Source organism: Leptolyngbya sp. FACHB-671, assembly GCF_014695745.1.
Lineage (GTDB): Bacteria > Cyanobacteriota > Cyanobacteriia > Elainellales > Elainellaceae > JAAUTN01.
Genome location: NZ_JACJOV010000010.1, coordinates 86,999 through 110,813 on the forward strand (window position 1 = coordinate 86,999; position 23,815 = coordinate 110,813).

General features: G+C 48.4%; 25 protein-coding genes. 16 read left to right on the forward strand and 9 right to left on the reverse strand.

Annotation, left to right across the window (positions count from 1 at the left end; all coding sequences use genetic code 11):
* Positions 1 to 53: 53 nt before the first annotated feature.
* The 3 genes from H6F93_RS00515 to H6F93_RS00525 all read right to left on the reverse strand — a co-directional run bounded on the left by H6F93_RS00515 (position 54) and on the right by H6F93_RS00525 (position 6,430).
* Positions 54 to 1,868, reverse strand: coding sequence for a DEAD/DEAH box helicase (locus tag H6F93_RS00515; RefSeq protein WP_190678172.1), 1,815 nt, complete (start codon positions 1,866 to 1,868; stop codon positions 54 to 56).
* Positions 1,869 to 1,918: 50 nt separating this feature from the next.
* Positions 1,919 to 5,602 (reverse strand): primase C-terminal domain-containing protein, encoded by a 3,684-nt coding sequence (locus H6F93_RS00520; protein ID WP_190678175.1) that lies wholly within the window; start codon positions 5,600 to 5,602, stop codon positions 1,919 to 1,921.
* Positions 5,603 to 6,181: 579 nt separating this feature from the next.
* The gene (locus H6F93_RS00525) at positions 6,182 to 6,430 is read right to left on the reverse strand and encodes a ribbon-helix-helix domain-containing protein (RefSeq protein ID WP_190678178.1); all 249 of its coding nucleotides are present in this window, start codon (positions 6,428 to 6,430) and stop codon (positions 6,182 to 6,184) included.
* Positions 6,431 to 6,528: 98 nt separating this feature from the next.
* On the opposite strand from H6F93_RS00525, the gene H6F93_RS00530 reads away from it, so the two are divergent.
* The 11 genes from H6F93_RS00530 (at position 6,529) to H6F93_RS00580 (ending at position 12,612) form a co-directional block, all read left to right on the forward strand.
* A complete protein-coding gene (locus tag H6F93_RS00530) occupies positions 6,529 to 6,891 on the forward strand; it encodes a hypothetical protein (RefSeq protein ID WP_190678181.1) in 363 nt (120 codons plus the stop codon).
* On the forward strand, positions 6,888 to 7,298 hold the full coding sequence (locus H6F93_RS00535) for a hypothetical protein (RefSeq protein WP_190678184.1): 411 nt from the start codon (positions 6,888 to 6,890) through the stop codon (positions 7,296 to 7,298). Before H6F93_RS00530 ends, H6F93_RS00535 begins: the two co-directional genes overlap by 4 nt.
* Entirely contained in the window at positions 7,295 to 7,501 is a 207-nt protein-coding gene (locus H6F93_RS00540) for a hypothetical protein (protein ID WP_190678187.1), read from the forward strand. Before H6F93_RS00535 ends, H6F93_RS00540 begins: the two co-directional genes overlap by 4 nt.
* Positions 7,502 to 7,785: 284 nt before the next feature.
* Entirely contained in the window at positions 7,786 to 8,205 is a 420-nt protein-coding gene (locus H6F93_RS00545) for a hypothetical protein (protein WP_190678190.1), read from the forward strand.
* Between the two features lies 1 nt (position 8,206).
* Positions 8,207 to 8,782 carry a hypothetical protein gene (locus H6F93_RS00550; RefSeq protein WP_190678192.1) on the forward strand — a complete coding sequence of 192 codons (576 nt, stop codon included), beginning with the start codon at positions 8,207 to 8,209 and terminating at the stop codon, positions 8,780 to 8,782.
* A gap of 198 nt (positions 8,783 to 8,980) precedes the next feature.
* A complete protein-coding gene (locus H6F93_RS00555) occupies positions 8,981 to 9,319 on the forward strand; it encodes a hypothetical protein (RefSeq protein ID WP_190678195.1) in 339 nt (112 codons plus the stop codon).
* A complete protein-coding gene (locus tag H6F93_RS00560; RefSeq protein ID WP_190678198.1) occupies positions 9,316 to 9,630 on the forward strand; it encodes a hypothetical protein in 315 nt (104 codons plus the stop codon). Before H6F93_RS00555 ends, H6F93_RS00560 begins: the two co-directional genes overlap by 4 nt.
* Positions 9,623 to 10,084, forward strand: coding sequence for a hypothetical protein (locus H6F93_RS00565; RefSeq protein WP_190678200.1), 462 nt, complete (start codon positions 9,623 to 9,625; stop codon positions 10,082 to 10,084). The genes H6F93_RS00560 and H6F93_RS00565 overlap by 8 nt, the downstream gene beginning before the upstream one ends.
* Entirely contained in the window at positions 10,081 to 11,394 is a 1,314-nt protein-coding gene (locus tag H6F93_RS00570) for a hypothetical protein (protein ID WP_190678203.1), read from the forward strand. Before H6F93_RS00565 ends, H6F93_RS00570 begins: the two co-directional genes overlap by 4 nt.
* 234 nt (positions 11,395 to 11,628) lie before the next feature.
* A complete protein-coding gene (locus H6F93_RS00575) occupies positions 11,629 to 12,186 on the forward strand; it encodes a hypothetical protein (RefSeq protein ID WP_190678205.1) in 558 nt (185 codons plus the stop codon).
* Between the two features lie 207 nt (positions 12,187 to 12,393).
* On the forward strand, positions 12,394 to 12,612 hold the full coding sequence (locus H6F93_RS00580; protein WP_190678210.1) for a hypothetical protein: 219 nt from the start codon (positions 12,394 to 12,396) through the stop codon (positions 12,610 to 12,612).
* A gap of 64 nt (positions 12,613 to 12,676) precedes the next feature.
* Here H6F93_RS00580 and H6F93_RS00585 read toward each other — a convergent pair whose 3' ends face one another.
* From H6F93_RS00585 to H6F93_RS00605, 5 genes are all read right to left on the reverse strand, one after another.
* Positions 12,677 to 13,159: a hypothetical protein gene (locus H6F93_RS00585; protein ID WP_190678213.1), complete on the reverse strand. Its 483-nt coding sequence runs from the start codon at positions 13,157 to 13,159 to the stop codon at positions 12,677 to 12,679.
* Positions 13,160 to 13,205: 46 nt separating this feature from the next.
* Positions 13,206 to 13,409 (reverse strand): hypothetical protein, encoded by a 204-nt coding sequence (locus tag H6F93_RS00590; RefSeq protein ID WP_206755688.1) that lies wholly within the window; start codon positions 13,407 to 13,409, stop codon positions 13,206 to 13,208.
* Positions 13,410 to 13,521: 112 nt separating this feature from the next.
* Entirely contained in the window at positions 13,522 to 14,241 is a 720-nt protein-coding gene (locus tag H6F93_RS00595) for an S-layer homology domain-containing protein (RefSeq protein WP_190678220.1), read from the reverse strand.
* 117 nt (positions 14,242 to 14,358) lie between these two features.
* The gene (locus tag H6F93_RS00600) at positions 14,359 to 15,444 is read right to left on the reverse strand and encodes a hypothetical protein (RefSeq protein WP_190678224.1); all 1,086 of its coding nucleotides are present in this window, start codon (positions 15,442 to 15,444) and stop codon (positions 14,359 to 14,361) included.
* Between the two features lie 80 nt (positions 15,445 to 15,524).
* Positions 15,525 to 15,872, reverse strand: a complete 348-nt coding sequence (locus H6F93_RS00605; protein WP_190678228.1) for a hypothetical protein — start codon at positions 15,870 to 15,872, stop codon at positions 15,525 to 15,527.
* A gap of 449 nt (positions 15,873 to 16,321) precedes the next feature.
* On the opposite strand from H6F93_RS00605, the gene H6F93_RS00610 reads away from it, so the two are divergent.
* Positions 16,322 to 16,630: a hypothetical protein gene (locus tag H6F93_RS00610; protein WP_190678231.1), complete on the forward strand. Its 309-nt coding sequence runs from the start codon at positions 16,322 to 16,324 to the stop codon at positions 16,628 to 16,630.
* 47 nt (positions 16,631 to 16,677) lie between these two features.
* On the forward strand, positions 16,678 to 17,031 hold the full coding sequence (locus H6F93_RS00615) for a hypothetical protein (RefSeq protein WP_190678234.1): 354 nt from the start codon (positions 16,678 to 16,680) through the stop codon (positions 17,029 to 17,031).
* 201 nt (positions 17,032 to 17,232) lie between these two features.
* Here the strand turns inward: H6F93_RS00615 and H6F93_RS00620 are convergent, their stop codons facing one another.
* The gene (locus tag H6F93_RS00620) at positions 17,233 to 17,418 is read right to left on the reverse strand and encodes a hypothetical protein (RefSeq protein ID WP_190678237.1); all 186 of its coding nucleotides are present in this window, start codon (positions 17,416 to 17,418) and stop codon (positions 17,233 to 17,235) included.
* A 926-nt stretch (positions 17,419 to 18,344) separates the two neighbouring features.
* Between H6F93_RS00620 and H6F93_RS00625 the strand changes: the two genes are divergently transcribed.
* The 3 genes from H6F93_RS00625 to H6F93_RS00635 form a co-directional block, all read left to right on the forward strand.
* Positions 18,345 to 19,796, forward strand: a complete 1,452-nt coding sequence (locus H6F93_RS00625; RefSeq protein ID WP_199313399.1) for an alpha/beta hydrolase — start codon at positions 18,345 to 18,347, stop codon at positions 19,794 to 19,796.
* 25 nt (positions 19,797 to 19,821) lie between these two features.
* Positions 19,822 to 20,832: a transglutaminase-like domain-containing protein gene (locus H6F93_RS00630; protein ID WP_190678239.1), complete on the forward strand. Its 1,011-nt coding sequence runs from the start codon at positions 19,822 to 19,824 to the stop codon at positions 20,830 to 20,832.
* Between the two features lie 171 nt (positions 20,833 to 21,003).
* Positions 21,004 to 23,815 (forward strand): P-loop domain-containing protein (locus tag H6F93_RS00635; protein WP_199313400.1); only part of this gene is annotated, 2,812 nt, incomplete at its 3' end.

The window sequence follows — 23,815 nt, forward strand, 5'->3', positions numbered from 1 at the left end:
CGTAGAAATTTAACAAGGCCACGCCCATGCGTGACCTCGTTGAGCGCTGTGTTCTATGGCCGGCTCCGTCTCAGCGCTTTATCTAATGCCCAATTGAGAAGGTCGATTTGTTCAGCTTCATCTGCCTCAATGTCAATTTTTCGTAGAGCATTGCGGTAGGCTTCCTTGATTTCAGCCTCGCTGCTCAGATTATGAACCTCAAGCAACTGCCAGCAACAAATCCTGGGGATTGAGCTAGGAAGTGCCCCAAACTCTAAGCCAAGATGAAACCGCACCCATTGCTCTGATTTCTCGGAGTTGTCCCGCTTAAGCGCGTCGAGATAATCTAAGAGCTGCTGGAAATTAGCGCGGGTTTTCTTGCCGGCGAAAATAGCACCTTTTAGCCAATCATTAATGAGAAAAGTATCACGCCCATACTTCTCCTTAAAAACTTCCCAAAGTCTGTCGGGAGGCTGATTTTTGGTATAGCGCATTTTGCGTTGGGCGCGAGTATACTTCACTAGCTCACGGGTTTGGGGGTCAAATATCTCTCCAAACTCTTTCTCATAAGCACCGGGTTCTACATCTTTTTCACCACTGAATTCATAGCCGCAATCTGGGCAAATTCTCACAAAGTTGTGGCAAATACAACCACAAACTGGACATTCCTTGGTTCCGACTTCGCCCTCAGCTTTGGGCTTTGGTTCGAGGGTAATTTCCCAATTGCTAGTGAGAAATCCTAAGCGCTTGATATTTCCCCCAAAATCAAGGAGCAAACAATCGTCTTTATCCAGTGCGCTGCGGATGCCACGACCTGCCATCTGCACGTAGAGGGCACGAGATTTTGTGGCACGGGCAAGAACAATGAAGCTGATAGACTTCACATCGAACCCTTCAGTTAAACAGCCGATGGATGAAATACAGCGCAGGATGCCGGTCTCTAGTTGCTGATAGATTCGTCGGCGCTCATCAGTTGGAGTGTGGGCATCAACGTGAGCGCAGGATATACCTGCATCATTGAGCAGCCGGGTTTGTAGAATGGATTGTTCACGGCCTGCGTTGAAAATGATGCCGGTGCGCCCATTAGCCCGCTCTAACAGTCGCTCAACGACGACTTGGGGGACTTGGGAGCGAATGAACTCTTTCTCCATTTGTCGTTCCTTGAAATCCCCTTCGCGGTTAGTTTCGAGTTGACTGATGTCGGCAACTCCGCCCTTGGCAAAGTAGCGAACGCGAGAAAGATACCCGCGCTTGATGAGCCAAGCAATTGATGGGCCGCGCACGATGGCTTGATAATGCAATCCAAAATACTCTGTGTGTGGTTTTAAGCGCCAAGGCGAGGCGCTGAACCCTAAGTGAATCGCCTTGGGATTGGCTTCCTTTATCCGCTTATACTCTTTGTGAAATGCGACTGAATGGCACTCATCAACAATGACAAGGCCAATGCCGCAAGGGAGTGCATCTCTTCTTCTGATTAGGGTTTGGATGCTAGCGAGTTGCAGAGGTCGCTCAGTATTTTCTGGGTAGCCGGCTTTTATAACCCCAATGTGTTCTCGCACAACTCCTAAGTTGCAAAGGGTGCTGAGACTCTGCTCAATTAAAAAATCTCTATGAACAATTATGAGAGCGGCTCGGCTTTTTGATAGTGCGTCTTGGGCAATTGAGGAGAGTACCAACGTTTTGCCACTGCCGGTGGGTGAGTATACCAAAATTCGCTTAACCCCTGGTTCACCCGACGATGGTTTGATGAGCTGGTAGATTTCACTCTTCATTGTCTTTTGGTAATCACGCAGTTCTAGGGCTTTGCGGTGGTTTTGAGGGGTGAAAGATTGCAAAAAGTCAAGCTGAACGCCGTCGCGTCCGCCTGTTGGGAAGAGATGAAGTGACATATTGTTTAAGTGGTTATTGTTTGGTCGCCCCGTTGGAAGCGGGGTTTTTCTTAGGCAAGAATCGGCTCGGCTTCCCCTATATCTCGGAGAATGGCCGGCGGTAGGCGAAGAAGTGCCCATTCAAAGAGCTTGCCAATCGCCCTAATCGGAGTGCTGGCGAGTATGGCCATATAAGTGCGTGTGCCAAAGCCGTCGCGGATGTAGGCAAGCTCGGCTATAACATCTACTTCTTCGCCGGCAGCTATCTGTGCAGCAATATCCGGTAGCCAAGTTTGCGCCACAAAGCGGGCGTCCTTACTCAGCTCTGAGGGTGTTAGTTTTCCTATATAGAAGCTATATAGGGTTTCTAACACCCCCTGAAGTTGGCTGAAACCCCCATTAGAGCTAACAATTTGGCTAACACGAGAGCGCGAGATGTCGGCAAGTTTTGCGACTGCGCCAGTAGTCACTGCTTTGCCGGCCTTGAGCAGATGCCAGCCAGCTTCAATCACCGCTAACTTTGTCTGCTCACCCTTTGGTGCGGCTTCAACGCAGATGTCAGACGCAGCCATGACCTCGACTGTGCAACCAGGAAATGCCCGCTGCAGCTTGGCAACGACTGAGGCGTCATAGTCATCGCTAATTAACCAGCACGTCTTTGCCTTGTCTGTGCGGTTAGCTCGTAGCCGCCCAATTGCTTGAATCACTTCAGCTACAACTTGTCGATCTACCCATCGCCCGTAACTGATGCTGTGGCCGGTTCTGGTTTTTGGTGTGATGAGCCGTGAAGGATGTACCCAGTCGCCCTTGCTGCCGGTAAGGTCATCGGGTCTGACTGCATTGCCGGTGAGCGCTTGGTACTCAGCGGCCATCGCCCCAAGGTTCGGCACTGGCAGGCCCTTAAGTATGAGATGGTCAGCATCCTGGTAAGCGTTAGAGCCGCGCGAGTCCTTATGCCAATAGCCTTGTCCCTCTGTCGCGTGTACCTTAAAGTCAATAACAGCGGGTTTTGAAGCGGTGGGGTTGGCTTGAAAAATCTGCTGTTCGATGGTCTCACCAAGTTTTGCTAGCCTTTCAGTCTGCGTGTACTGGCTACCGGCTTCCCGGTTTCGTCCACACTTGCCGATGCGATTGACAACTTTAAGCGTCAAGTTTTCGTAAGGTTTGCCATCCGCCGGCGCATCTTCAGCGACCATCTCGTAGGGTAGGAAGTCGTTAGTCTTCGCACCAATCTTCATGGCTAGGTCGCCGGTGGATAAAGTCGCATCCAACCACACATTACCGGCCATCGCCTCAGCCACGCGTGGGTAGTGGTAGTTACGGCGGGTAACTGTAAAATTCCAGTTATGGTCGAGGGTTACACATGAGCGCTTATCGGTATCTGTGAGCGCCTCAAACAGCAGGGTGAAGTAGTGAGGGTGAATATTCTCATCAATCCAGCTTTGCTTCTGTGAGGGCGTCTGAATGCCCGATAGTGAGAATTGAGGATTAAGGAGTTTATCAGCCTGTTTGCCTGCTTCAAGGAAGTCTCTAGTCTGCCCGTCACCGGCGATGAATCGCGGTACTGGCAGGGACTCCACCAACTCAATGAAGTTCAACCCAAAGCGCTGATGAATCTTTGCTGGGATGGCTGTCTGCCAAGCTATGAAAATAGGGAATAGATAGCTATGTAGGCCGGGGTCAAGAGAGCGGATTTTCTCAAGCCCGCGCCGTAGCCCCTCCCAAGGAAATCGGATAGTCCTGGTGGTTTTCAGGGTTTGACCCGGCTCATCATGGACGCCGAGAACATTCCAGCCCTCTGGGAATTTCTCAGGCACCTGATTGATGTGACAGATAATGCAGGTTTCGTCCTTTAGTGTCAGTTGGCGTGCCGGGATAAACTCACAGCTCGACCCGAAGAGTTGGCACGATTCGCACACCGCCGAACCTTTGCCACCGCGCATGATGACACCGCGCTCGTCAAACTTGCGGAATGTGTCGGTTTCAGGACAGTTCCCGGGAATGTCAGGGTTCTCGCCTGTTTTCGCTCGACGCCGGTGCAACCTCCCACTAGGCGTTTTGTGTGTGTGCTCATAAACTAGCCCCTTGTGCCGTGCCGGCAGCCGTGCATAGTTCTTCTCGGTGGGTGCGGTTGTCGGGTTCTCTGGGTTGCCCGTAGTCATGATCACTTGGTCAATGCTAGGGAAATGACCTAGGTTGATATCGCCCCACAGGTAAGACTTGCCGCTACCTGTGCCGCTTCTATCGTGGAAGTGTTTCCATCCCTTCTCTAGGCCCTCGGCAACCATCACTTGCGCCAGGTCAAATGTGCATAGGATGCGAGGTCGGCCTAACCATATCCAGCGATCTAGCGTTGGTAGATTGCCCTTTTCGTAGCGAAATGTGCGTTTACCTGCAGCATCCAACCGCACGCCATACGGCAATAATCCGCCGGCAATCTCAGGCTGAGCAATGGGAGGCAGAGTCTTGGGGCCGGCAAACACAGAAGAGGAGAATCGATTGCTCTTACGCAGCAGGGCCTTGAGTTTGCCGGTAAGGAAATTCGCCAGCTTTTTCGTGTCCTGCTGCAACTTGTGTCGGCTCTCCCACTCGGCGCGGCTGATTTCCCCCGGTGGTTTACTGAGGATTGAGGTGTTTTGTCGGTGCTGATAGGCCGCTGCACACGCTAGGAGGATTTCATCGCTAAAAGTGGGTGAGGGGTTGCCACGGGTTGCTGAGCGGTAAATCCGGTCGATATCTCTTTCAGGAAGGGGAGGGGTACACCGACTGCCATATTCCTCGATGTATTGCAGTGGGTCGCCAATAATTCGGATACCTAATTCAAGAGCGCGGGCATGGGTAGCGAATACATTTCGGGCAAACTTGTAGCCGGCATTGTCGCGGTTGCCTTCGCCGGCCCCGTTGTTGTAGAGCGCTTGGTCATCCTTGGATAGTAGCTTTTCGAGCGGTACGGCTGACCCATCGTTGATCAGGGTGCGAACTGCCGGCACCCATTTGGGAACCAGATCCGACTCAGGCTTTTGCAGAATTGCCGAAGTGTCTTGGCCATCGCGCTTTGCCCGTTGCCATTGCCGCCAGCGCTCATCGCTAAGGCCGTGGGGGAATAACCCGGTGGAGTTGAGCGAGGCTTCAAAGTCTGCTGGGGTGTAGGCTGCGTCGCTGAAACGCTCTAGGGTTATTTGCACTGGCTCAGTCAGCTTACCGTCAACGACTTTGCGCCGCACCAAACCAGGCACGCGCATCGCACGGGCGGGGTTACAGAGCGCAGGGTCAGAGTTCTGAATGATAGTGAGCTTGCGGTTTTGTCTCTGCCATTCGCTAGGGCTGACATTTTCAGTGAGGCGAAAATAAACGTGCAGGGACTTGCCGCCGGTGAACACGACCGCTGTCGGCTCTAACCCTGTGAGCGTACAGAATCGGTTTAGGGCTTCCTGCTGCTGAGCGAGGGGTAAATCGTCAATCTCATAAAAAACGAGGTCTGTGCCGGTAACATGGGCGTTGCTGATGCCCCCCTGTGGTTGATTAGGGTAAAAGTAGATCGTTGCGCCGGCGTGGCTCAAGTCGAGGCAGTGAGTAAAGCCGTCGCTATAGTGCTGCCCGGTTGGTTGCCAGATTGAGTTACTGTTCTCGTCCCTGCCGACGTATTCGCAGAGGGTTAGGGAAAAGCCTGTCTTGTTTACGGTGCCGGTGTAGACGTGGTTGACCGGGGAGCCGTCTTTTTTTAGTGGCCAGTCATGGGGCGGGGGTGTCCGCAAATCCCAAGATGCCTTAATCCAGATGGGGCCGGTGTGGGCAATGGCTGATAAGAACTGGGTGCAAGCTTCCCACCCGTGAAGAGGAGCAGGAAAATTTTCTAATCTACGGTTTTGCGGTGTAGATACCGTGCTATGATTGTTGCAAGACATTTGCGGCGGTACTCCTGTAGAAGAGGGGTGTCGCCGTCTTGCTCTTTCGGGTAGTTAGGACAAGCTTTTGAAAATTATTCCGTAGCCTGAATATTTGGCTAGTCGGCTATTTGCAGGCTTAGAGCAGGCTTAGAGCAGGCTTAGAGCAGGCTAATAGCGGCTAAACGGTGTTAATCTGAAGTCAAGTAATTATTTGAAGGATGGCTGAAAACCATCTGGCTTGTCCGTTTGCCTAAGAAGCAGACGGCATTTTTTTTGTCGATAGCCGGTGGGCCATCGCTGAGCTGATTATACATGAAATGGCCCAAAGTGAGATGGCCATTTTTTAGCAATCTAATCTCCTGTAACCCAGTCAATATTTAATAGATTCATACGGGGTATTCACTTCAGCCTTTTCCCTCCTGAATATTTAATGCAGAGCTGGCGGGGTTAGTCCTTGTCGGCGTCTTTTTGCTGCGATTCGAGGTATTCGTCTATGCCTATTTGCTGCGAGTCGAGGTATTCATTCACGGCATTGGTAATGAGGAATGCTGCCAAATTACTCATAGTTCTGCCTTCTTTCGCTGCCCATATCTTCAGAACGGCCCTTATTTTAGGGTCGAGGTAGGTACTGAGGATTGAGGATTTTAATCGACTGTTGGGCAAGGTGGGTGGGGTCGGGGCAAGGGATGAAACCATCGTACATTTTCCTTTGCATCTGAGGTTGTCTAATCAACTAACTTTATGTTACTTTAACTTTGTTACTTTAACATAAGTAGGAGCTAAGTAACAAAATTATGACAGTAACCCCGCGTCAACTTCTCTCACCCGTAGCGGAATACCAGGCTGAGCGGCATCTGATAGCCCTAGGCCAGCGTTTAGAGTTCGGTATTGAGCCTATCTATTTAGGTGATACCTGGAGCTTTTTCGGCAGCACAAAACTCATCGGCATCCTGATCGCCGCGCATCAATTCCTCGCCCGATATCGACCGATAGCTGATTACCCGGACGCCCCAGCATTGAAAGCTCTGGATGACCTACTAACGGCCTTCTTCCCCTCGCAAACATGGGAGGGGTATCACGATGTAGACATGACAACTGATCGCGCTGAAGTATGGCAAGCCGCCGAGCAAATTTATTTGGAGAAAACTGGACTATGAGCATTGACGTGACAGAAACAATGCACAGCAATCTTGACCGGCTGCCGGCAACCACTGGGCAAGCTTGGCTCGAAAGTTTCTATGCCCACCCATCCAGTGCCACTGAGGGGCTGTTCGACAACCTAGGCAGGCTGTATACAGCGATATTCGGTCTCCCTACCGACCTCTGCACTCATCAAAGTTGCGGGCTGATAACCTTCAAATACCTCAAAGAGCGCTATCCCACAATCGGGGGTGAAGTGCCAATCTGCCCTGAAGAGTATGGGCAGGGATTGATTAATTGCGGCGTGCCGACAACCCTCGCTGAAAGGGCTGCAAGTATCCGTTTCGCTAGCCCACCTTATAGCAAATTTGATCGCCTAGTCATTGAGCAAGTGCGCTTAATGCTGGGGGCCTCAGAGTCATGATGCGGCTTGCCCTTGTCTTTGTCTTATCCCCGCCAGCAGCCCTTGTTGCCGATTCCCATGAAGATGACCGCTGTCCTCGCCGTGACTGTCCAGTGAAAACTTTAATGCCCCAGATGTTGCAACCATCTGAGGCGATCGATGAACGATTTGGAGTGCCCATCTATGTTAAGGATACGTCAAAATCTCCCGCCCGTTTCCGTTGAGCATACCGCTAAGAAGCTTGATGAAAGTATCTGCCTTATCGACCTCGACCAATTCCAAGATTATTGGCAGGTTTCCCAGAGCGATTTGGCATTACTAACCGACGCGCCAATAGACACAGTCAAGAGCTGGTTTCGAGCGAATCCATCACGTCGGTTGCACCCTAATTATCAACATCTGCACCGCCTAGCTCTCGCCCATAAATACTGGCTTCTACGCTTAACTCAATAGCCAAAAGTGGCTATTCTCCACTAAACATTGCCTCCTCCCCAGGAGGCTTTTTAGTATGAATTCACAAGCAGTTCCGAGGCAATACATTAGCGATTCGGGAGCGATTCATGAATCACCTCTGCACGCCACCGGAACCAAACCAGAACACATCCAGAAATACAAATCAATGGAACCCGCGCTGCATGAAGCATTGAGAATATTCACGGTAATCGACGCCAACACTGGCGAAGAAATTTTGACCACCCAATTGCACCCTCGTGCTGATGTCCGTCAGCAGTTCGGAATCTCAGATCGGCATCTTTGCAACTACATCAACCTGCTACTAGAAGCCGTGCCTGAAGAATTTCTGTACGACAAGGGCAGCGAGTGCTTCGACCATGACCAATACAAAGCCCTCGTCAAGGTTTGGACATTCTTCAAATTAGGGCTGAAGCGAAAACAAATCGTAAATAAATTGAGAACTGAAGGAGTCTGAAATGTCTATCAATATCCCATTTATTGCCAAAGCAAACAGCACAACCGAGAAGCGCATCCAGACAATTTATACCCATCTATTTGGAGAGGCTGAAGTACCGACAGAACTTGCAGAGCGTCACATCACAGCCGTTCTGGAACGCATCAAAGCTCATAAAGAAACCCCCGCCGTAGCCTGCGACAAGCATAAAAAAGAGTGCGAAAAACAACACCAAAAAGTCGCAAAAAATGGCAATGGAGCCGGTGAATCTAATGGACAAGGCAGCATCAAGGAACGTCTACAGAAAGACCGCGAGACAACGAAAAAGCTCACTCAAGCTCGGTTCGTTGCCATCGTTCGAGAGTCCAATGAAAAGCTAGCAGACTGGTTACGCAATGGCATCGACGAGGAAGAATTAACGCCTGAACTACGGGCAGCCTTGAGCGATTCTGAGGACGAAGTGATGGACGCTCTAACGGGTGTAATTGATGTCGAAGGGACATACATCGAAGACGCCCCAAAGTTAGCCCAGCCCTCGATAATTGGCTGGTTATCGCCATCGCTGCCAGAGCGTTTGGAAAGCGTCGGTGTGAACTGAGGGAAGGGAAGAAAGCAGCCCAAATTGTTGAATGTCTGATGAGACCTTGCTAATACGAAAAAACATGGAAGTCGGCTAAGCTTCCCCACTGCAAACTAGAAGGATTTTTCACATGATTAAAACCATTGTCTTACTGTTGCGAGGATTTATACCTCGCGCAGATTGGTCGCTCTCAATTGAACTGTTAGGGAGGCCGGCATGATAACAAAAGACGCAATCTTAAACATTGGGTGGAGAGCGCTCACCGGCCACACCTTGGAAGAACTCAAAGCTTTCGAGGATAAGCAGTGGGCGGCGAGGCGTGGGGTTAATGAAGCTACCTTGCTTTGCCTGCGCTACGGAATTGATATTGATGAGGGCGAGAACGTCCAGGTGCCGATTAGATACCTTGACCATCCAGCCTTTCAGCAATTTCTATGGGCTGTAGGATGCAGCGACGCCGTACACAATGATCCACCTCAGCAAGACTGGCTGAGCAATCTGCACTATTACGCCGGCTACCAACGAGGCAAGCATGAAATGGAGGGTCGGCAATGAAAGAAACAGCTTTAACGGTTGCTGAATGGCTTATCAGAGCGTTCACCGGCAAAACATCGGCACAGATAGAGGAAGAAGCCGTTCAACGCCATGCCCGAACCCGTTTGCACAATGCTATCGAGCTTTGCGCTATAAACGGCATCATCATTACCCGCGACTGCCATACCTACCCCGTCGAATTCCTTGATGAGCCGGCATTTCAGAACTACTTGATGCAACTAGGATTTTTTGCTGCCATATACGATTTCCCTCCCCAAATGAACGAGCCGCACTATATGTTCGGATATCAGGAGGGCCGGCGCAGTGGGTAACCTAGCAAGATTCAATCCTTCAGTATCCGTAATCGACGCTGAAATCGTTGCTGAGTCATGCCTCCAGCGAGTGCCCAGTAAGTACCGCGAACAGCTCAGGCAGCCCATCATTTACCTAGCCCAGCAAAGGGAAGACGGCAGCATCGAGCAACTGGTGAGAGCGGCTATTAACCGGCAGGACGTGCGCCTATACCAATGGGTGCAGAAACTTCAACCGGAAATGGAAGCCCTTTGCCGCCGGCAAGATGCCCTTGAAAATCGGGTGGAACGATTGGAGCGCCGGCCTACCTATCACCCCGCTGCCGATGCCGAACCCCCATCTAATTTTCAGCTTCTCTGCCTGATTATCTCAATGGCCATAGTGGGCGCAATGCTTGTGGCCAGCAGTGTTGAGCGAGATATCTCACCTCATCAACCAGAACGCATTCGCATAGAACGGGAGGGGCAACGATGATTGAACTTTTTATCGTCTGTTCCGTAGCCACAGCAATCTTGGGAGCCTTTGCCCCGGTCGCTGTTGGTTCATACAAAGCAGAGCGCCGGCGGATTGAAAGCGGCGAGGCCCTGGAAAACAAATTACCGCCGGCATCTCCTAGAGCCAACACACCTGCACCAGCCTTCAAACCCTACAGCCCTACACCTCAAATGACTGACCAGCCCATCGACCGCGACCAAGCTCCAGAGCCACCGATGCCCGCACTTAGCCGACGTGATGAACTATGGCAGCGCATTGCCCAGCACGAGGATGGGTGGATACTCGACATCATGCAGCGCCCTATCTTGATCTGGGGGGCAATGGGCAGCTACAAAAGCCGCTTTGCCGCGTTTCTTGCCGCTCTTAGAATCGCTTATCACGGGCACATAGTCGAAATCAACGACCCGCACATACTGCTTAATCGGGAAGAAGCCTGGAAGCCCCTCATAGATTTTGGCTGTCAGACCTTCGGAAGCCGACGTAACGGTAGCGAAGAAGAAGGCTTCAACTATCTATCAATTGCCCGAAGAATCAAGGCTTTTGTGGACAGGTTGAAAGCTGCCACGCCCAATAAAAACTGGTATTCGCCAATTTTCGACGAGGCGACACAATACGCAGATGAACCCGACATCAAGGAAGAGGCCAGCACATTAGGAACAAAGCTGATTAGTGATTGCCGCAAAGCAAGAGAAGCCCCAATTCTTGTAGCCCACGGAAAGACAAAAGCATTAACCGGCGGCTCACCTGGCACCTACCAAGCCAAAGAAGAAGGATTAGTACAATTGCACCTGTTCAGTACCTCAAAGAACGGAGAATTCTATCCACTTTCCAAAGGTGAACTGTCAGGGATTCCTAACGAAAAAGGCAAATTCGTAACTCGCCAAATCACCCTTGATAAAGAATGGATGTCCGCTGATTATGTATTCGAGTATTTAGGGATGAGCCAAACAAAGAATTCAACCACCCAGCAAATTGATGATGAGGACACTATACTTTCCTCCAAACAATCTCAACTCGCATTCCTCTACTCATTGCCGGCAGAAACGCCTCAACACGAACAGCAGAATGAGCCACAACTATCGCCTCAACTTCAAGCAGTTCTTGATTACGCAATCAAACGTGGCGGCACCGTAACAGCGCGAGATATTCAGCGAGGTAATCTCAAAGACTTGATAGAAACTGACGTTAATAATGCAATAAATGTCAGGGGCTACATGGAAGAACTCGCCCGTCTAGGGAGAGGTCGCCTAGAGGGGGAAGGCAGCGAACAACGGTTCATTGTCGAGTAGTTTTTGAGCTGTCGAACTGTCGAGTAAAGCCCCTAAACACCTTGTCGAATCGTTACTCGACAGCGCTCGACAGGCTACTCGACACCCACCCAACAGATTTACTCGACAGTGCTCGACAGATGCCGGCAGACCCTCCTAGTAGGTAGAGGAGATTGCCTGCAAGGGCAGATGGAAGTCTGTAAAAGTTGTAGATATTTAGTGAAATTTAATACTTAGTTTAAGAGGAATTAAACAATGGGAAGAGAGGCATGGCTTTATCGGATAGGGAGATTCCTGTGTTACTTCGCTGCCGGCGCGGCGATATGGATTGACACAAGTTTAAGTTATGGCTGGTTATTCGCAATGGTAGAGAATGCCAACTTAACTAAGCTTCTATCGTTCTCCTTGTCCGTAGTTACTAGCTCAATGGGCGGAGTGTTTTGTGCCCCTTGGGCTTTGAGATTTGCTTTTGAGAGGCCGCGTCAGATAGCAAGAATTGATGATCCATTTCAGCGGTTATCTGAGCTTTTAGGGACGGCAATTCTTGCGCTGTTTCTGGGCGGTTCAATCATCGCGACTTACTGGATAAGCCTCATCAGTACAGCCGATTACTTGAAGCCTCGCACCACAGATTTTAATGCTTACGCCCTATCAATCCTTATCGTTTTGTTGAGTGACCTGTGCTTTGTCCTAGCGCGTTTCTGTAAACGTCAGGCATTAGCTACGGCAGCGGCTGAGGATGACTTTGAAGCAACAATGGGAGGCAGACGCAAAGCTCCCCAGACCGTGAATGTAAACGGCAGATTTGAATGAATTTAAGGAGCAAAAGGGATATGTTTTTAAGCAAGCCAATCCAGTGGATGAGAGATACCGAGATAGAGACGGAGATAGCGAATATTAAGGCTCAGTGCCCCCTACCTAAGAAAAGCGAAGACAGATTAAGAAGCCTGTTGATAGAGCAAATTTATCGGTCTTCAAAAAAGCTTGAAGCGTTGACTAACGAATTAAGGAGCAAAAGTCATGGGAATTTTTGACAAGTTTTTTGGCGGTGGAGAAAAGAAAAAAGTCATACGGCTAATTATTTCAAAAACCCCGGTGACTCCCCCTACTCCCAAGGAGCGCTACGAATCGGGAAAAGAGTGGGAGGCAGAACGAGCACAGTCAGAAGCTGAGGATGACCCATACCGGATTGAAAAATCCATCAAGCGGCATCAGAAGAAATCCCAAAAGCGACGGTAGGCTCCAGCCCTACCGATTAACAACAAAAACCCACCAGCTTGAAAGCCGATGGGTTTTTTGCTAACTATTTGACATTCCCCCAGACACCGACCCTTGAATCCTTAGCGTCTTGCTGGGCTTGCTTCATTGCAGCAAGCCTGGGGCAGTTCTGGCGGTTGGCATCTTTACGAAGTAGGGCTTGGCCGGCCAGTAGCTGAGCCTCATTAACGCTTTGCGGCCCGTCGCCCAGATTGACAAATACCTCAGCCGTTAACGCGTAAGTTTGCGGGTAGACGGGAGCTTTGATCTCCTCAACTGGGGTAAAGGTTATTTCATCAGCTGCCTCAAGATTGGTGGCCAAAACGTGCTGACTCTCTGCACCATTAGCTTCGTTAATGCAGGCCAGTTGTATCTCGTAGCGCTTCCCCTCTTTCCCATCCCAGAGGGCGACAGATGTGCCTGATTCGATGTTCTCCACTATCAAGTTATCAGTTGGCTCAGATACATCGGGAGCAAGGCAGCCGGCTATGAGTAGAACGATTAAGACTGCTAATAGTTTTTGATTCATCAGATGGTGTTTAGCCGGCAGGTGCCACCGACTAAGAATTACAAACTTACTTTTTCATTGTCCTGGTTGCTGCGATGAATCGTGTTGTTGCCAACGTTCTCACCGATTCTTCATCCTGCACCAGACCGGCTTCCCGATATTTGTCGGCCCCTTTCAGGCAGTGACCGAGAGCGGCTGAGTAATCTGCGACCAAACCCATAAACTGGCTGATGTCTTCCTTCGTCCAAAACTGACTCTCTGCGGGCACCACCGATTGTCCATTGATAGAGGCTAGAGCGACAGGTTCTTCCTCAGCGGGTTACATAAGCTTCTAGCCTTTACCCGCATCTGCTTCAGCAGGATTGCCAGCTTGGACAAGTTGGTCACGGCTTTGGCCTTCCTGGCTCATACAGGAAATCTTCAAAAATGTAGGGAGAAGGGATCCTGGGAGCCTGGCCAGTGGCAACCAGCGCTTGATAAATTGAAGCGGCAACCTCAGCGCGAGTGGATGCTCGGTTGGGATTCAAAACGTGGACATCAGGATAGTTTATACAAAATCGATATGAAAGAGCCTCCAGCAAACCATTTAGCGCATACTCTGGAATCGATTTGGAATCCTTTAAAGTACCAACGTATGCATCAGAGCTTCCTACTATTCTGTCGCTGAGTTGTAGTCCACTTGCCAGTGCCACGAAAACTTGAACGCGGGGCATCGGTTGATCTGGCATGAAGACACTCTCCGGATAGCCGCTCAGAAAGCGTGCTGTGTAAGCTTTTTGAATTGCGTTTGCTGCCCAATAGTTATTGGGAACATCTGTAAAGCGAATTGCATTCCGCGCGAAGCCTAGCTTAAATGCCTTTCCAATCATGACTGCAAATTGGGCACGAGTAACGGGATCATTCGGGCGAAAGCTGCCATCAGGAAAGCCAAGAATGATTCCGCGTTCTGCAAGGGCTTGAATATAAACGGATGCCCAATCGTCCGGTCGTACATCTGGAAAGGTAGTTTTCGCTTGAACTGGACTTTGTACGAAAAGCGCTGCTAGGATTCCAAAGATCATGAAGCGGCCAGCAGTCTTAGACAACTGAGATGAAATAGACATTCGTGCTAAATCTAGTGAGTGGAGTTTGATTGTATCGACACTATTCTCGACATATATGTGTCGAATGTGGGAGGGTATGCCGGCGTCATCGCTCTGGTGCCGGCAGACGTTGCCGTTCTAGCTTGCAGCGCGACTTTTCAGAGCAGCTTGCCGACGTTGTTCAGAGCGCTTGTCTTTAAGTGCAAGGGCGAAGGCGTCAGCGATTGGTTGCAGCTGATCAATCGTCATCTCAGCGCGGCTCAGGTTGCTGTCTATCGGCAATCCCAAAGTTGATTTCTGAAACGCGGTTGCCTGCGCCGGCAACCATCCAAGTTTACTAGCAGTTTCTACAATCGAATCCTCAAGGTCCTGTCGGCGTTTCCAGTCTTCAGGTTGAGCAGTGGAGAATCCTAACGCTTGTCGGGCGTCTTCTACTTGTTGGGCTGCTTGGAACCGATGCCAGAACTTTAAATTCTCGTCTTGTCGGCGGTCGTAAATCGTCCCTGTGTTCACCGTGGGCTGCTGAGCAGCGACTGTCAATTTAAACTCGGCATCCTCTAAGTTAGCTCCTTCCCAGAATGTCTCAGGACTACTGTCGGTTTCACGCCATACGATGACCTGATAGCGAAATGCCTCCAATCGTTGCACTCGTTCCTGTTCTTTCCAGCCGGCAACGGTTTCGGCAATGCGCTGTGTTTCCAAGTAGTGAGCGACTGCTTTCTGGTGGCAGCAGATTCGCCCTAGTTCAGCCTGCCGGCAATCGCATTTGTCACCGTCAGGGATAATGTGCTGCGATACCTTCAAGCCTTTTTTGAGGGTCACCCATCGATAGACGATGTGGCCGGCCTCACTTTCCCTGACCTCAAATCGACCGTCAGCCCCAAACAGAGTGAAAGCATCTGTCGGTATGGGTGACTTAGTTTGCGGCAACTCGCGCTGCTGCCGTGCTTTGGCCATGTCAATAATGTTGGGCATGAGTTCGTTGTCGAGCGCCGGTTCATCCAAATTCAACCAATCAGTTGTTGCAACTTTAGGGGATTCGTATCTGCCGACAGCAGCGGCGATGATTCGTAGGGGCACCATCGCTAGGTCAAGCTGTAAGGCTGCAACACTGCCGAGTTGCCCAGGTGCAAACTGGATAATTACGGGCCGCAAGAAATTTGAGATCGCACTCAGCAGGTCATCGGTGAAATTCGTCAGAGGTTGGAAGGTAACTGATAACATGATTTCTATTCCATTGATGAGTGGGATAACTGCCGGCCTGCTTCTGCCAAGATTTGGGGCCGGCATTGTTGTGTTCGGGTCTAGAGACTGACTTCTAAATCAGCCAATCTGACGCAGTCATTACCGCGAAGCTTGTAGCGCTTGATTTCTGCCGGTGGTGTGTTTGGCAGGTCAGCGAGTAGGACAACGTCGTAACTGTGAAGTTTGTAAAATTTCAATTGGCTCAAGTCTGGTAGTGCCGGCTCTTGCGGTTCGGCTTTGGGCTGCGCCTTAACCTCGACTGTGACGAGCTGCGGTTGTGCCGGCGCTTGAGCTAATCGCAGCTGGTGCTGAACGTAGAAAACAAAGTCGTGGGCAATCATCAAAGCAAACACAATCGGCAAGACACAGAGCAAAAAATCAACAGTAAACATGGCTACGTGTAACATTTTGTTTTCCTCCTAAGCGCCGGCGGTGTAGGTAGTTGCCGGCTGATTTGTTGGGGGACTTGCACGCCCCTGTCCGCTTGGGTACGCGGAGGAAGTTGTTTTTATGCAGAATTCCTTTCTCTCAAATTGCCTTTACCTGCGAAAGGGCTTGCCACGCCACCCGTTTCAAGGGTTCTGGCGGCAGGTATCTTTCGCTTAATACGCTTCGGGATTCCGTTTTCAAAGTTCTGTGTGGAGGTGGCAGGTAAACATCTGTGTTGCCATGTATTGCACCGTTCTACACAGAAGTGTAATCAATTTCTATACAAGCTGTCAATACGCCTAGCTACACAATTACCTATCTAGCTGTCTACACATCATAAGTCGCTCTTATACACAAATTTCTAGACACTACGTGTAGGTAAATGTTAAGGTGAATGTGTAGGCAAGTAGATAGGAGATGTGTAGAGATGGCCACCCCACAATTCAACATCAGAATCGACTCAGACCTGAAAGAACGCTTTCTAGAGAAGGCAAAGCAGGAAGGATTCACCGGCAGTGACCTGATTGTGAGATGGGTAAAAACTTATTTAGGCGAGATGCCAGAGACTTCGCTGCCAGCAGCTACACAGTACCTAGATGAGCGTGTAGGAGAGGCGGAAAGTGAACTGCAGGCACGGATTGAGGAGCTAGAGAATAATTTCGAGAGTCGATTTGAGAAAGCACGGGCTGAACTTGCCGCTCTCATTGAGGAAGGAATGGGAAAGCAGGCGGCCTAACTCTTGAAAGGGCTAGGCGTGATTGGGATGAACAGAGGCAGGCGTTGGTGCTAGATGTCTCGGAATTGCACCAAGCTAGTGCGGCGAAGGATGCTCTCATTATTCAATTACAGACACAGCAGGATGAACTGCGTCGGCAATTAGAGCAATCCGAGACTTCCCGCCAAAAGCTTAAGGCTGAGAATGCACAGCTTCAAGAGCAGATTGCGGAATGGTTAGCCAACACACCAGCTAATCCAGGTTCATCAGAACTTGCTGAGGTGATTGAAAAGTGGATGGCTACATCTGCCGGCAAAGCAGAGCAACCCCGGTGGAAATTTGTTGTTGCACTATTGGATGAAATTCAATCGGCAAGGTGGGAGGCACATAGTCCATCATCGAACCCAAAAATGCCGGAGTAATAAAGCAACATTAATCTTGGCTCTTAAACAGCTTCAAGAAAAAACCAATTACATTTTTTAGCCTTATGCCCCTTCCTTTTCCTTTTTCTGGCGGGAATCCTTGGGATTTTATAAAGTTAGTTATCTATTTTTACGAGAACCCTGAAATGTATTGGGCTATAGTTCGGGTAATCGTTGTCACTTTAGGATTAATTCTAGTTTTTAAATCAGTTCATAAAGCTCGCTGGAGTGCAAGCGCTCAACGAGTTGAGCTTCACCGGCGGCTCGAAATTGTACAGTCTGAATGCGATTATCTGCGCCGACAGCTAGAGCAGTCAGAGGCCACTTGTAGGCGTTTAGCGGCTGTAAACGCTCAGCTCCATACCCAACTTGCGGAATGGGAAGCATCAAATTGTGAAGAATTAGAAGGTGGCCAAATGTGAAGGAAGTAGATAGCGCATTCAGCAGGCCATTGACACATTTATCGAAGCGCTTAACACTGTCCTTGAAAAAGAAACTGGTGAAGGCTAGTCGGCAAGCAAAATCTCCAAGCCAATGATTGAATAATGAAATCACATAAGACTCATTATTTCTCCTGAGCCACCACGGATGCCCTGTTCTGGTAGTTTCCCAACAGTGACGCTTAGCTTTTATTCTGTAAGTTATTGATTAACTTGCAGATGTTCAGAACGTACTCTCCAAAGTTCAGCTACCTCTTTACTCCCGAAAGATAGAGCTTCCAGTTAAGAACTAGGTGGACGCCAACCTATCTTTCTGCTGTTTTCTCTGTAATCTCTGCTATAGCAACCTGTGAAAGTTGAGATGATTCAGGTATTTCTGAAGTTACGCCCAGCCAACTACTTGTGCATTTATTAAAGTAGCCTAGCCTCTAAATAAAAATTACTACTCGGTGACACCGTGATTCTACGGAGGCTAGATTGATGTTAAACTATTCAGTCCTTGATTAATGGCGATCTCTACTTATCTCAGAACCCATAAAAACTGTGAAATCTGATAGGTAGTCGCTTGCTCATTATTTAATTTAATTTTTTCCGGATAACTGTAGGCAATCAATGAAAATTTGTTACTAGCTACTTTCTGGAAAGAAAGAATCTTTTGTATATGCTTTTGTTAAAGCATTGCAGGGAACTCTCGTAAGAGAGTTTCTATGTATTTATAGGGATGAAGCGACTACCAGCAAACCATTATCAATGTTTAATAGAGCATTGGTAGGGTCTGTGATGTTTAATCTGCTAGAGTCTCCCCTGAAAAAAACTTCGATTCACGTAGACATTCTTCACAATCATCAAACAAATTAGAAGGAGCTATAGGCAATGCCAAGAACTAAAATGCGCGATATTGTAATCATTCTGCCAGGAATTACAGGGAGCGTTCTTCAAAAGGATGGCAAAGATATCTGGGCAGTATCAGGACAAGCCGCATGGGAAGCGCTCATCACTCGTGGAGAATCATTTCAGCACTTGAAGATAGACCATGATGATCCTGAGCGTGAGGATCTGGGAGACGGGATTAAAGCTGTTCGAGTTGTGGAAGATGCCCACCTTGTACCAGGGTTAGTTAAAATCGATGGCTATACAGCAATTTCTCAGGCTATTACTGATTATTTTGACGTAATACAGGGTGAAAACTTTTTTAAGTTTCCTTATGATTGGCGACGCGACAATCGAGCCAATGCTCGTATACTAAAGCGTTTTGTAGATGAACGGTTGACGAAGTGGCGAGAATCTCCTAAAGGTGCTGAGGACGGAAAGGTGATTCTATTGGCGCACAGTATGGGTGGCTTGATTTCTCGCTATTATCTGGAAGTATTGGAAGGATGGCAAGATTGTCGAGCTTTGGTTACCTTTGGTACTCCTCATCGTGGATCTGTCAATACAGTTAACTTTCTTGCAAATGGCTTTAAAAAGCTATTCTTCGATCTCACAGAGGTGATGCGATCACTGCCTTCGGTCTATCAATTGATGCCAATCTATCCAATACTCAAGATTGATAACGAGTATAAGCGAATTACTGAAGCAGGTATTGACCTTCCTAACATTGACAAGGCAAAAGCTGAAGATGCTTTGAAATTTCATCATGAAATCCGGGATGCTGTAAACAAGCACCGTCAAGATGCAAATTATCTAGCAAATAAGTATGCACTTATCCCTGTAGTAGGTACGAAACAACCTACGTTTCAATCGGCGAGTTTAACCACGAATGGTCAGATTGAGATCAGTTTGGAACTACCCGAAGGGGCTGATCCGATTCTAGGAAGTGGTGATGGAACAGTTCCTTACATATCTGCCATTCCTATCGAACTTTCTCCAGAGTATCGACAGAGCTACATTGCTGAACGACATGGCTCTATTCAAAATCATGGACAAGTCCTAGATCAACTTTGCAATCTGATGGCAGCAATGCAAGTTAAGGGAATAGAAGATTTCCAAAATCCGGGAATAGTCAAGGTTTCAAGAGAGCCAGCAGCAATCAGTTTGGATCTTGATGACGTATATCTTCCTGATGAAGTTGTTGAGTTTCGTGCCAACATCATCAATGCGAGTGAGGATTTTGGAAAACTGAAAGCGCGAATTACGTCTGTTTCGGATGAGAACTTTTCATTACGTGCTGATTTTCAAGAACAAGATGGTCGATGGATTTTGCATCTGGACAAAAATGCTTTTCCGACTGGAGGATTACACCGAGTAGAGGTTCGAGTCGAAAAAGGGAGTCTAAAGGCTCCTACGCCTGTGCATGATTTGTTTGAGGTGGTGAAGCAAGTTTAGTTTTGGTAGTAATTATAGGAGTTGGATGATGGAATGGATTTGGACGAAAGCAAATGAGAAGGAGTTAGCTCAGTTTGCTACAGACTCAGCGCTTCAACTGTTTAACTTGAATGTCAGCAGTTTTGATCTAATTCGAGAAGCGCAATTTGAGAGTTTGATAGAGACTGTCTACAACACCCTTGTCGAGCAGAAAATCAAATATGACCTCGAAAAATTCAGCACAGTAGAAACCCATCAGCGCATTCGCACACCTGTTGAAATTCTTTCCCAACCACGCCAAGGAACCTGTCTGGATCTTGCAATCCTGTTTAGTGGTTTATGTCTGGGTTGCAATTTACTGCCGAAGCTAATTCTGCTAGAAGGTCATGCCTTAGTTGCCGTGTCACTCACCTTGAAACGTAGTGAGTGGAACAGCAATAGAGATAATCAGAAAAAGTTTTTGGGGAAGCGGGTGAAAGATTTACAAGGAACTGAGCGAATTGAACCTGAAGTTTTCAGAGATATAGAGACTTTGAAAGAGATGATTGCTGATGATAATGGTAATGGTATCTACTGCATTGTTGAATGCACTGGCTTTGCTTACAGCAAGACTTTGCAACCTGATTCTACCGAGCTGGCAGGAGTCGCACGAAACCCCGATGGATTTCTGACGTTTCAACAGGCAAAAGAAGTTGGTCGTAAGCAATTAGAGCGATTACCTTTCAGGTATGCGATTGATATTGCTGTTGCTCATGAGTCTTGGGGAATTAAGCCAGCATCTTTTGAGATTCCAAACACCTGGGAAAAACCAGTAATTAAAATGTATGCCAAGCAGGATCTCGAAAATATTAGGAGAACTACAGCCCTTGGTATTGAAAATGACTCTAATGAATTAGTTGATATGGAAGCCGATCAAAAAGTGAGAGAAGCAGAGGATTCGGTAATTATAGGGATTGTAAACAAAGGCAAGGGAAGTTCAGGTGAGTATAGAAGTAAACAAGATTTAGGTTCACTTAATCGAGCAAAACTTACAGGACAAGAACACAAGCAGATGTAGTTTAAAAGTTATAGATGTCTACCTGACTAACAAAATTTTAATTCAGTGAAGCAACAGGACAACGAACGGTTCTTCGTTTCTTCATCCTGACGGGGGAACCGGAAGTAGGGAAGAGTTTGATCGCCTTTTATGTTGCTTGACCTATAGACAACCTTCTAACTGAAACCTGCCATGCCATTTCTAAACCCTAAACTAGGAATTGACTTCTCAGCATACATTGCCGATCGCACTACCAACTTCACCGGACGGGAATGGGTGTTCGAGGCAATTCAGAACTGGCTAACTGACCCCAAAGGAGAGCGCTTTTTCTTATTGACGGGGGAGCCGGGGAGTGGTAAAACGGCGATCACGGCTCGTTTGACTCAATTTGCTCAGGGTGAGGTATCGTATCCGGGGTTTGATGGAGGGTTTCTCCATGCAGTTCACTTTTGTTCTGCACGGGACAGTGTTTGGACAGACCCGAAGAACTTTGTTCGCTCTATTGCCTTGCAACTAGCACAAAGTATCCCTGAGTTTGGGCTGGCGTTGAAAGATATTGGAGAAAAAACCAACAATATCAATGTCGATATCAGCGTTGGAACGGCTCAAAACAGCACAATTCAGGGAGTGGTTATTCAGAATCTAACGATTTCGGGTTTGACGGGGCAGGAAGCTTTTACCCAGGTGGTGGTGAATCCGTTGCGGCAGATTCGGGAAGAGGGGTTTAATCAGCCTGTAACCATTTTGGTAGACAGTTTGGATGAGGCATTAACCCATGATGGAGAAAGCACGATTGTTGGCTTGCTCTCGAAGCTGTCTTCCAGCGTGAAAGTAAGGTTTATTCTGACTAGCCGAGATGAAGCACGGGTTAGAAATGTCATTAGAAGTGCCAAAAGATTACTCCTTTCAGCTCCAGAACGCATCCAGCAGAATCGGGACGATATAAAAGCGTATGTCAAAAAGCGACTGGTTGAAGATGAAGTTTTGATGGTACAGCTTGAGAGTTTAGCTTTCAGCCAGCGAGAGGAGCATATTGAAACAACCACGAATAAGTCAGACGGGAATTTTTTGTATGTCCGATTTCTGTTAGATGCAGTTGCTAGTGGACAGCGTTCCATCACTAATTTAGAGGGATTACCTCAAGGATTAGATGAGTTGTACTACGAATCCTTAGAACGTGTTGTCAATCTAGAAAAAAAGAAGGATTGGTCTGAGAATTATGCTCCTCTAATGGGTGTTCTTCTAGCCGCTCAAGAAAGCCTCAGTTTGAAACAGTTAAAGGCATTTACAGGGCAGGGAGAGACCGCTATCTTTAGTTGTTTGAATAATTTGCGGCAGTTCTTAGACAAGATTGAGTTAAAGCAAGATGAGTATGAGTATAGAATTTATCACCAGTCTGTTACAGATTTTCTAGAGCATCGATCAGTGTTGCTTGATGGGGAAAAGAGCGAAAACCTTTATTATTTGTCGGCGCAGGAACAGCATCAACGGATAGTAGAGTACTACTGCCCTGAAGATAAACCCTGGAACGAGGTGAAGCTAGAGATGATTGACCCCTATGGACGGCGCTTCCTAGCTCAACATCTTGTGAAGGCAGATCAAGTGGAGGAACTCCATACGCTGTTGAATCTGGAGAAAGAGGGCAAAAACGCCTGGTTTAAGGTGAACGACGATGAGGGAGACACCGCTAGTTTCCTGGCAGATGTAGATTTAGCATGGTCTCAAGCTGATGAGGCGTATCATCAAGCTGATGAGGCGGATCACTGCGAACGAGGAAAAAGTATTGGATTGCAGTGCCGCTATTCATTGGTAGAAGCTTCGATTAATAGTTTGGCAAGGATTCCAGCCGCACTGATGGTGGCTCTCGTTAAACATCAGTACTGGAAACCCGCTAAAGCTTTAGCCTACACTCGCCAGATTCTGGACCCGAAGAAGAGATTTGAGAATCTAACAGCACTAGCTGAGCAACTGCCAGATTCAGAGACATTAAAAAATCAAGTATTGCAATTTGCACTGCAAGCGGCTCAAGCCATTAAGGATGAGTCCTATCGTGCCCAGGCATTAAAGGCACTGGCAGAAAAACTACCTGAGGCACTTCCCAAAGCACTAAAAGCGGCTCTAGCCATTAAGGATGAGTACTCTCGTGCCCAGGCATTAAAGGCACTGGCAGAAAAACTGACTCCAGACCTACTTCCCGAAGCACTAGAAGCGGCTCTAGCTATTAAGGATGAGTCCTCTCATGCCCAGGCATTGACGGCACTGGCAGAAAAACTACCTGAGGTACTTCCCAAAGCACTAGAAGCGGCTCTAGCTATTAAGGATGAGTCCTATCGTGCCCAGGCATTGACGGCACTGCCAGAAAAACTGACTCCAGACCTACTTCCCAAAGCACTAGAAGCGGCTCTAGCCATTGAGTCTAAGTTCTCTCGTGCCCAGGCATTGATGGCACTGGCAGAAAAACTACCTGAGGCACTTCCCAAAGCACTAGAAGCGGCTCTAGCTATTAAGGATGAGTCCTATCGTGCCCAGGCATTGATGGCACTGGCAGAAAAACTGACTCCAGACCTACTTCCCAAAGCACTAGAAGCGGCTCAAGCCATTAAGTCTGAGTCCTCTCGTGCCCAGGTCTTGAATGCACTGGCAGAAAAACTAACTCCAGACCTACTTCCCAAAGCACTAGAAGCGGCTCAAGCCATTGAGTATGAGTCCTCTCGTGCCCAGGCATTGACGGCACTGGCAGAAAAACTACCTGAGGCACTTCCCAAAGCACTAGAAGCGGCTCAAGCCATTAAGTCTGAGTACTCTCGTGCCCAGGCATTAAAGGCACTGGCAGAAAAACTGACTCCAGACCTACTTCCCAAAGCACTAGAAGCGGCTCTAGCTATTAAGGATGAGTCCTCTCGTGCCCAGGCATTGATGGCACTAGCAGAAAAACTACCTGAGGCACTTCCCAAAGCACTAGAAGCGGCTCTAGCCATTGAGTCTGAGTCCTCTCGTGCCCAGG

Excerpts from the sequence above, each read along its gene's own strand:
- H6F93_RS00515 (WP_190678172.1), bottom strand. The coding sequence starts at position 1,868 with ATGTCACTTCATCTCTTCCCAACAGGCGGACGCGACGGCGTTCAGCTT.
- H6F93_RS00525 (WP_190678178.1), bottom strand. The coding sequence starts at position 6,430 with ATGGTTTCATCCCTTGCCCCGACCCCACCCACCTTGCCCAACAGTCGA.
- H6F93_RS00530 (WP_190678181.1), top strand. The coding sequence starts at position 6,529 with ATGACAGTAACCCCGCGTCAACTTCTCTCACCCGTAGCGGAATACCAG.
- H6F93_RS00535 (WP_190678184.1), top strand. The coding sequence starts at position 6,888 with ATGAGCATTGACGTGACAGAAACAATGCACAGCAATCTTGACCGGCTG.
- H6F93_RS00540 (WP_190678187.1), top strand. The coding sequence starts at position 7,295 with ATGATGCGGCTTGCCCTTGTCTTTGTCTTATCCCCGCCAGCAGCCCTT.
- H6F93_RS00545 (WP_190678190.1), top strand. The coding sequence starts at position 7,786 with ATGAATTCACAAGCAGTTCCGAGGCAATACATTAGCGATTCGGGAGCG.
- H6F93_RS00550 (WP_190678192.1), top strand. The coding sequence starts at position 8,207 with ATGTCTATCAATATCCCATTTATTGCCAAAGCAAACAGCACAACCGAG.
- H6F93_RS00555 (WP_190678195.1), top strand. The coding sequence starts at position 8,981 with ATGATAACAAAAGACGCAATCTTAAACATTGGGTGGAGAGCGCTCACC.
- H6F93_RS00560 (WP_190678198.1), top strand. The coding sequence starts at position 9,316 with ATGAAAGAAACAGCTTTAACGGTTGCTGAATGGCTTATCAGAGCGTTC.
- H6F93_RS00570 (WP_190678203.1), top strand. The coding sequence starts at position 10,081 with ATGATTGAACTTTTTATCGTCTGTTCCGTAGCCACAGCAATCTTGGGA.
- H6F93_RS00575 (WP_190678205.1), top strand. The coding sequence starts at position 11,629 with ATGGGAAGAGAGGCATGGCTTTATCGGATAGGGAGATTCCTGTGTTAC.
- H6F93_RS00580 (WP_190678210.1), top strand. The coding sequence starts at position 12,394 with ATGGGAATTTTTGACAAGTTTTTTGGCGGTGGAGAAAAGAAAAAAGTC.
- H6F93_RS00585 (WP_190678213.1), bottom strand. The coding sequence starts at position 13,159 with ATGAATCAAAAACTATTAGCAGTCTTAATCGTTCTACTCATAGCCGGC.
- H6F93_RS00595 (WP_190678220.1), bottom strand. The coding sequence starts at position 14,241 with ATGTCTATTTCATCTCAGTTGTCTAAGACTGCTGGCCGCTTCATGATC.
- H6F93_RS00600 (WP_190678224.1), bottom strand. The coding sequence starts at position 15,444 with ATGTTATCAGTTACCTTCCAACCTCTGACGAATTTCACCGATGACCTG.
- H6F93_RS00605 (WP_190678228.1), bottom strand. The coding sequence starts at position 15,872 with ATGTTACACGTAGCCATGTTTACTGTTGATTTTTTGCTCTGTGTCTTG.
- H6F93_RS00610 (WP_190678231.1), top strand. The coding sequence starts at position 16,322 with ATGGCCACCCCACAATTCAACATCAGAATCGACTCAGACCTGAAAGAA.
- H6F93_RS00620 (WP_190678237.1), bottom strand. The coding sequence starts at position 17,418 with ATGCTTCCCATTCCGCAAGTTGGGTATGGAGCTGAGCGTTTACAGCCG.
- H6F93_RS00625 (WP_199313399.1), top strand. The coding sequence starts at position 18,345 with ATGCCAAGAACTAAAATGCGCGATATTGTAATCATTCTGCCAGGAATT.
- H6F93_RS00630 (WP_190678239.1), top strand. The coding sequence starts at position 19,822 with ATGATGGAATGGATTTGGACGAAAGCAAATGAGAAGGAGTTAGCTCAG.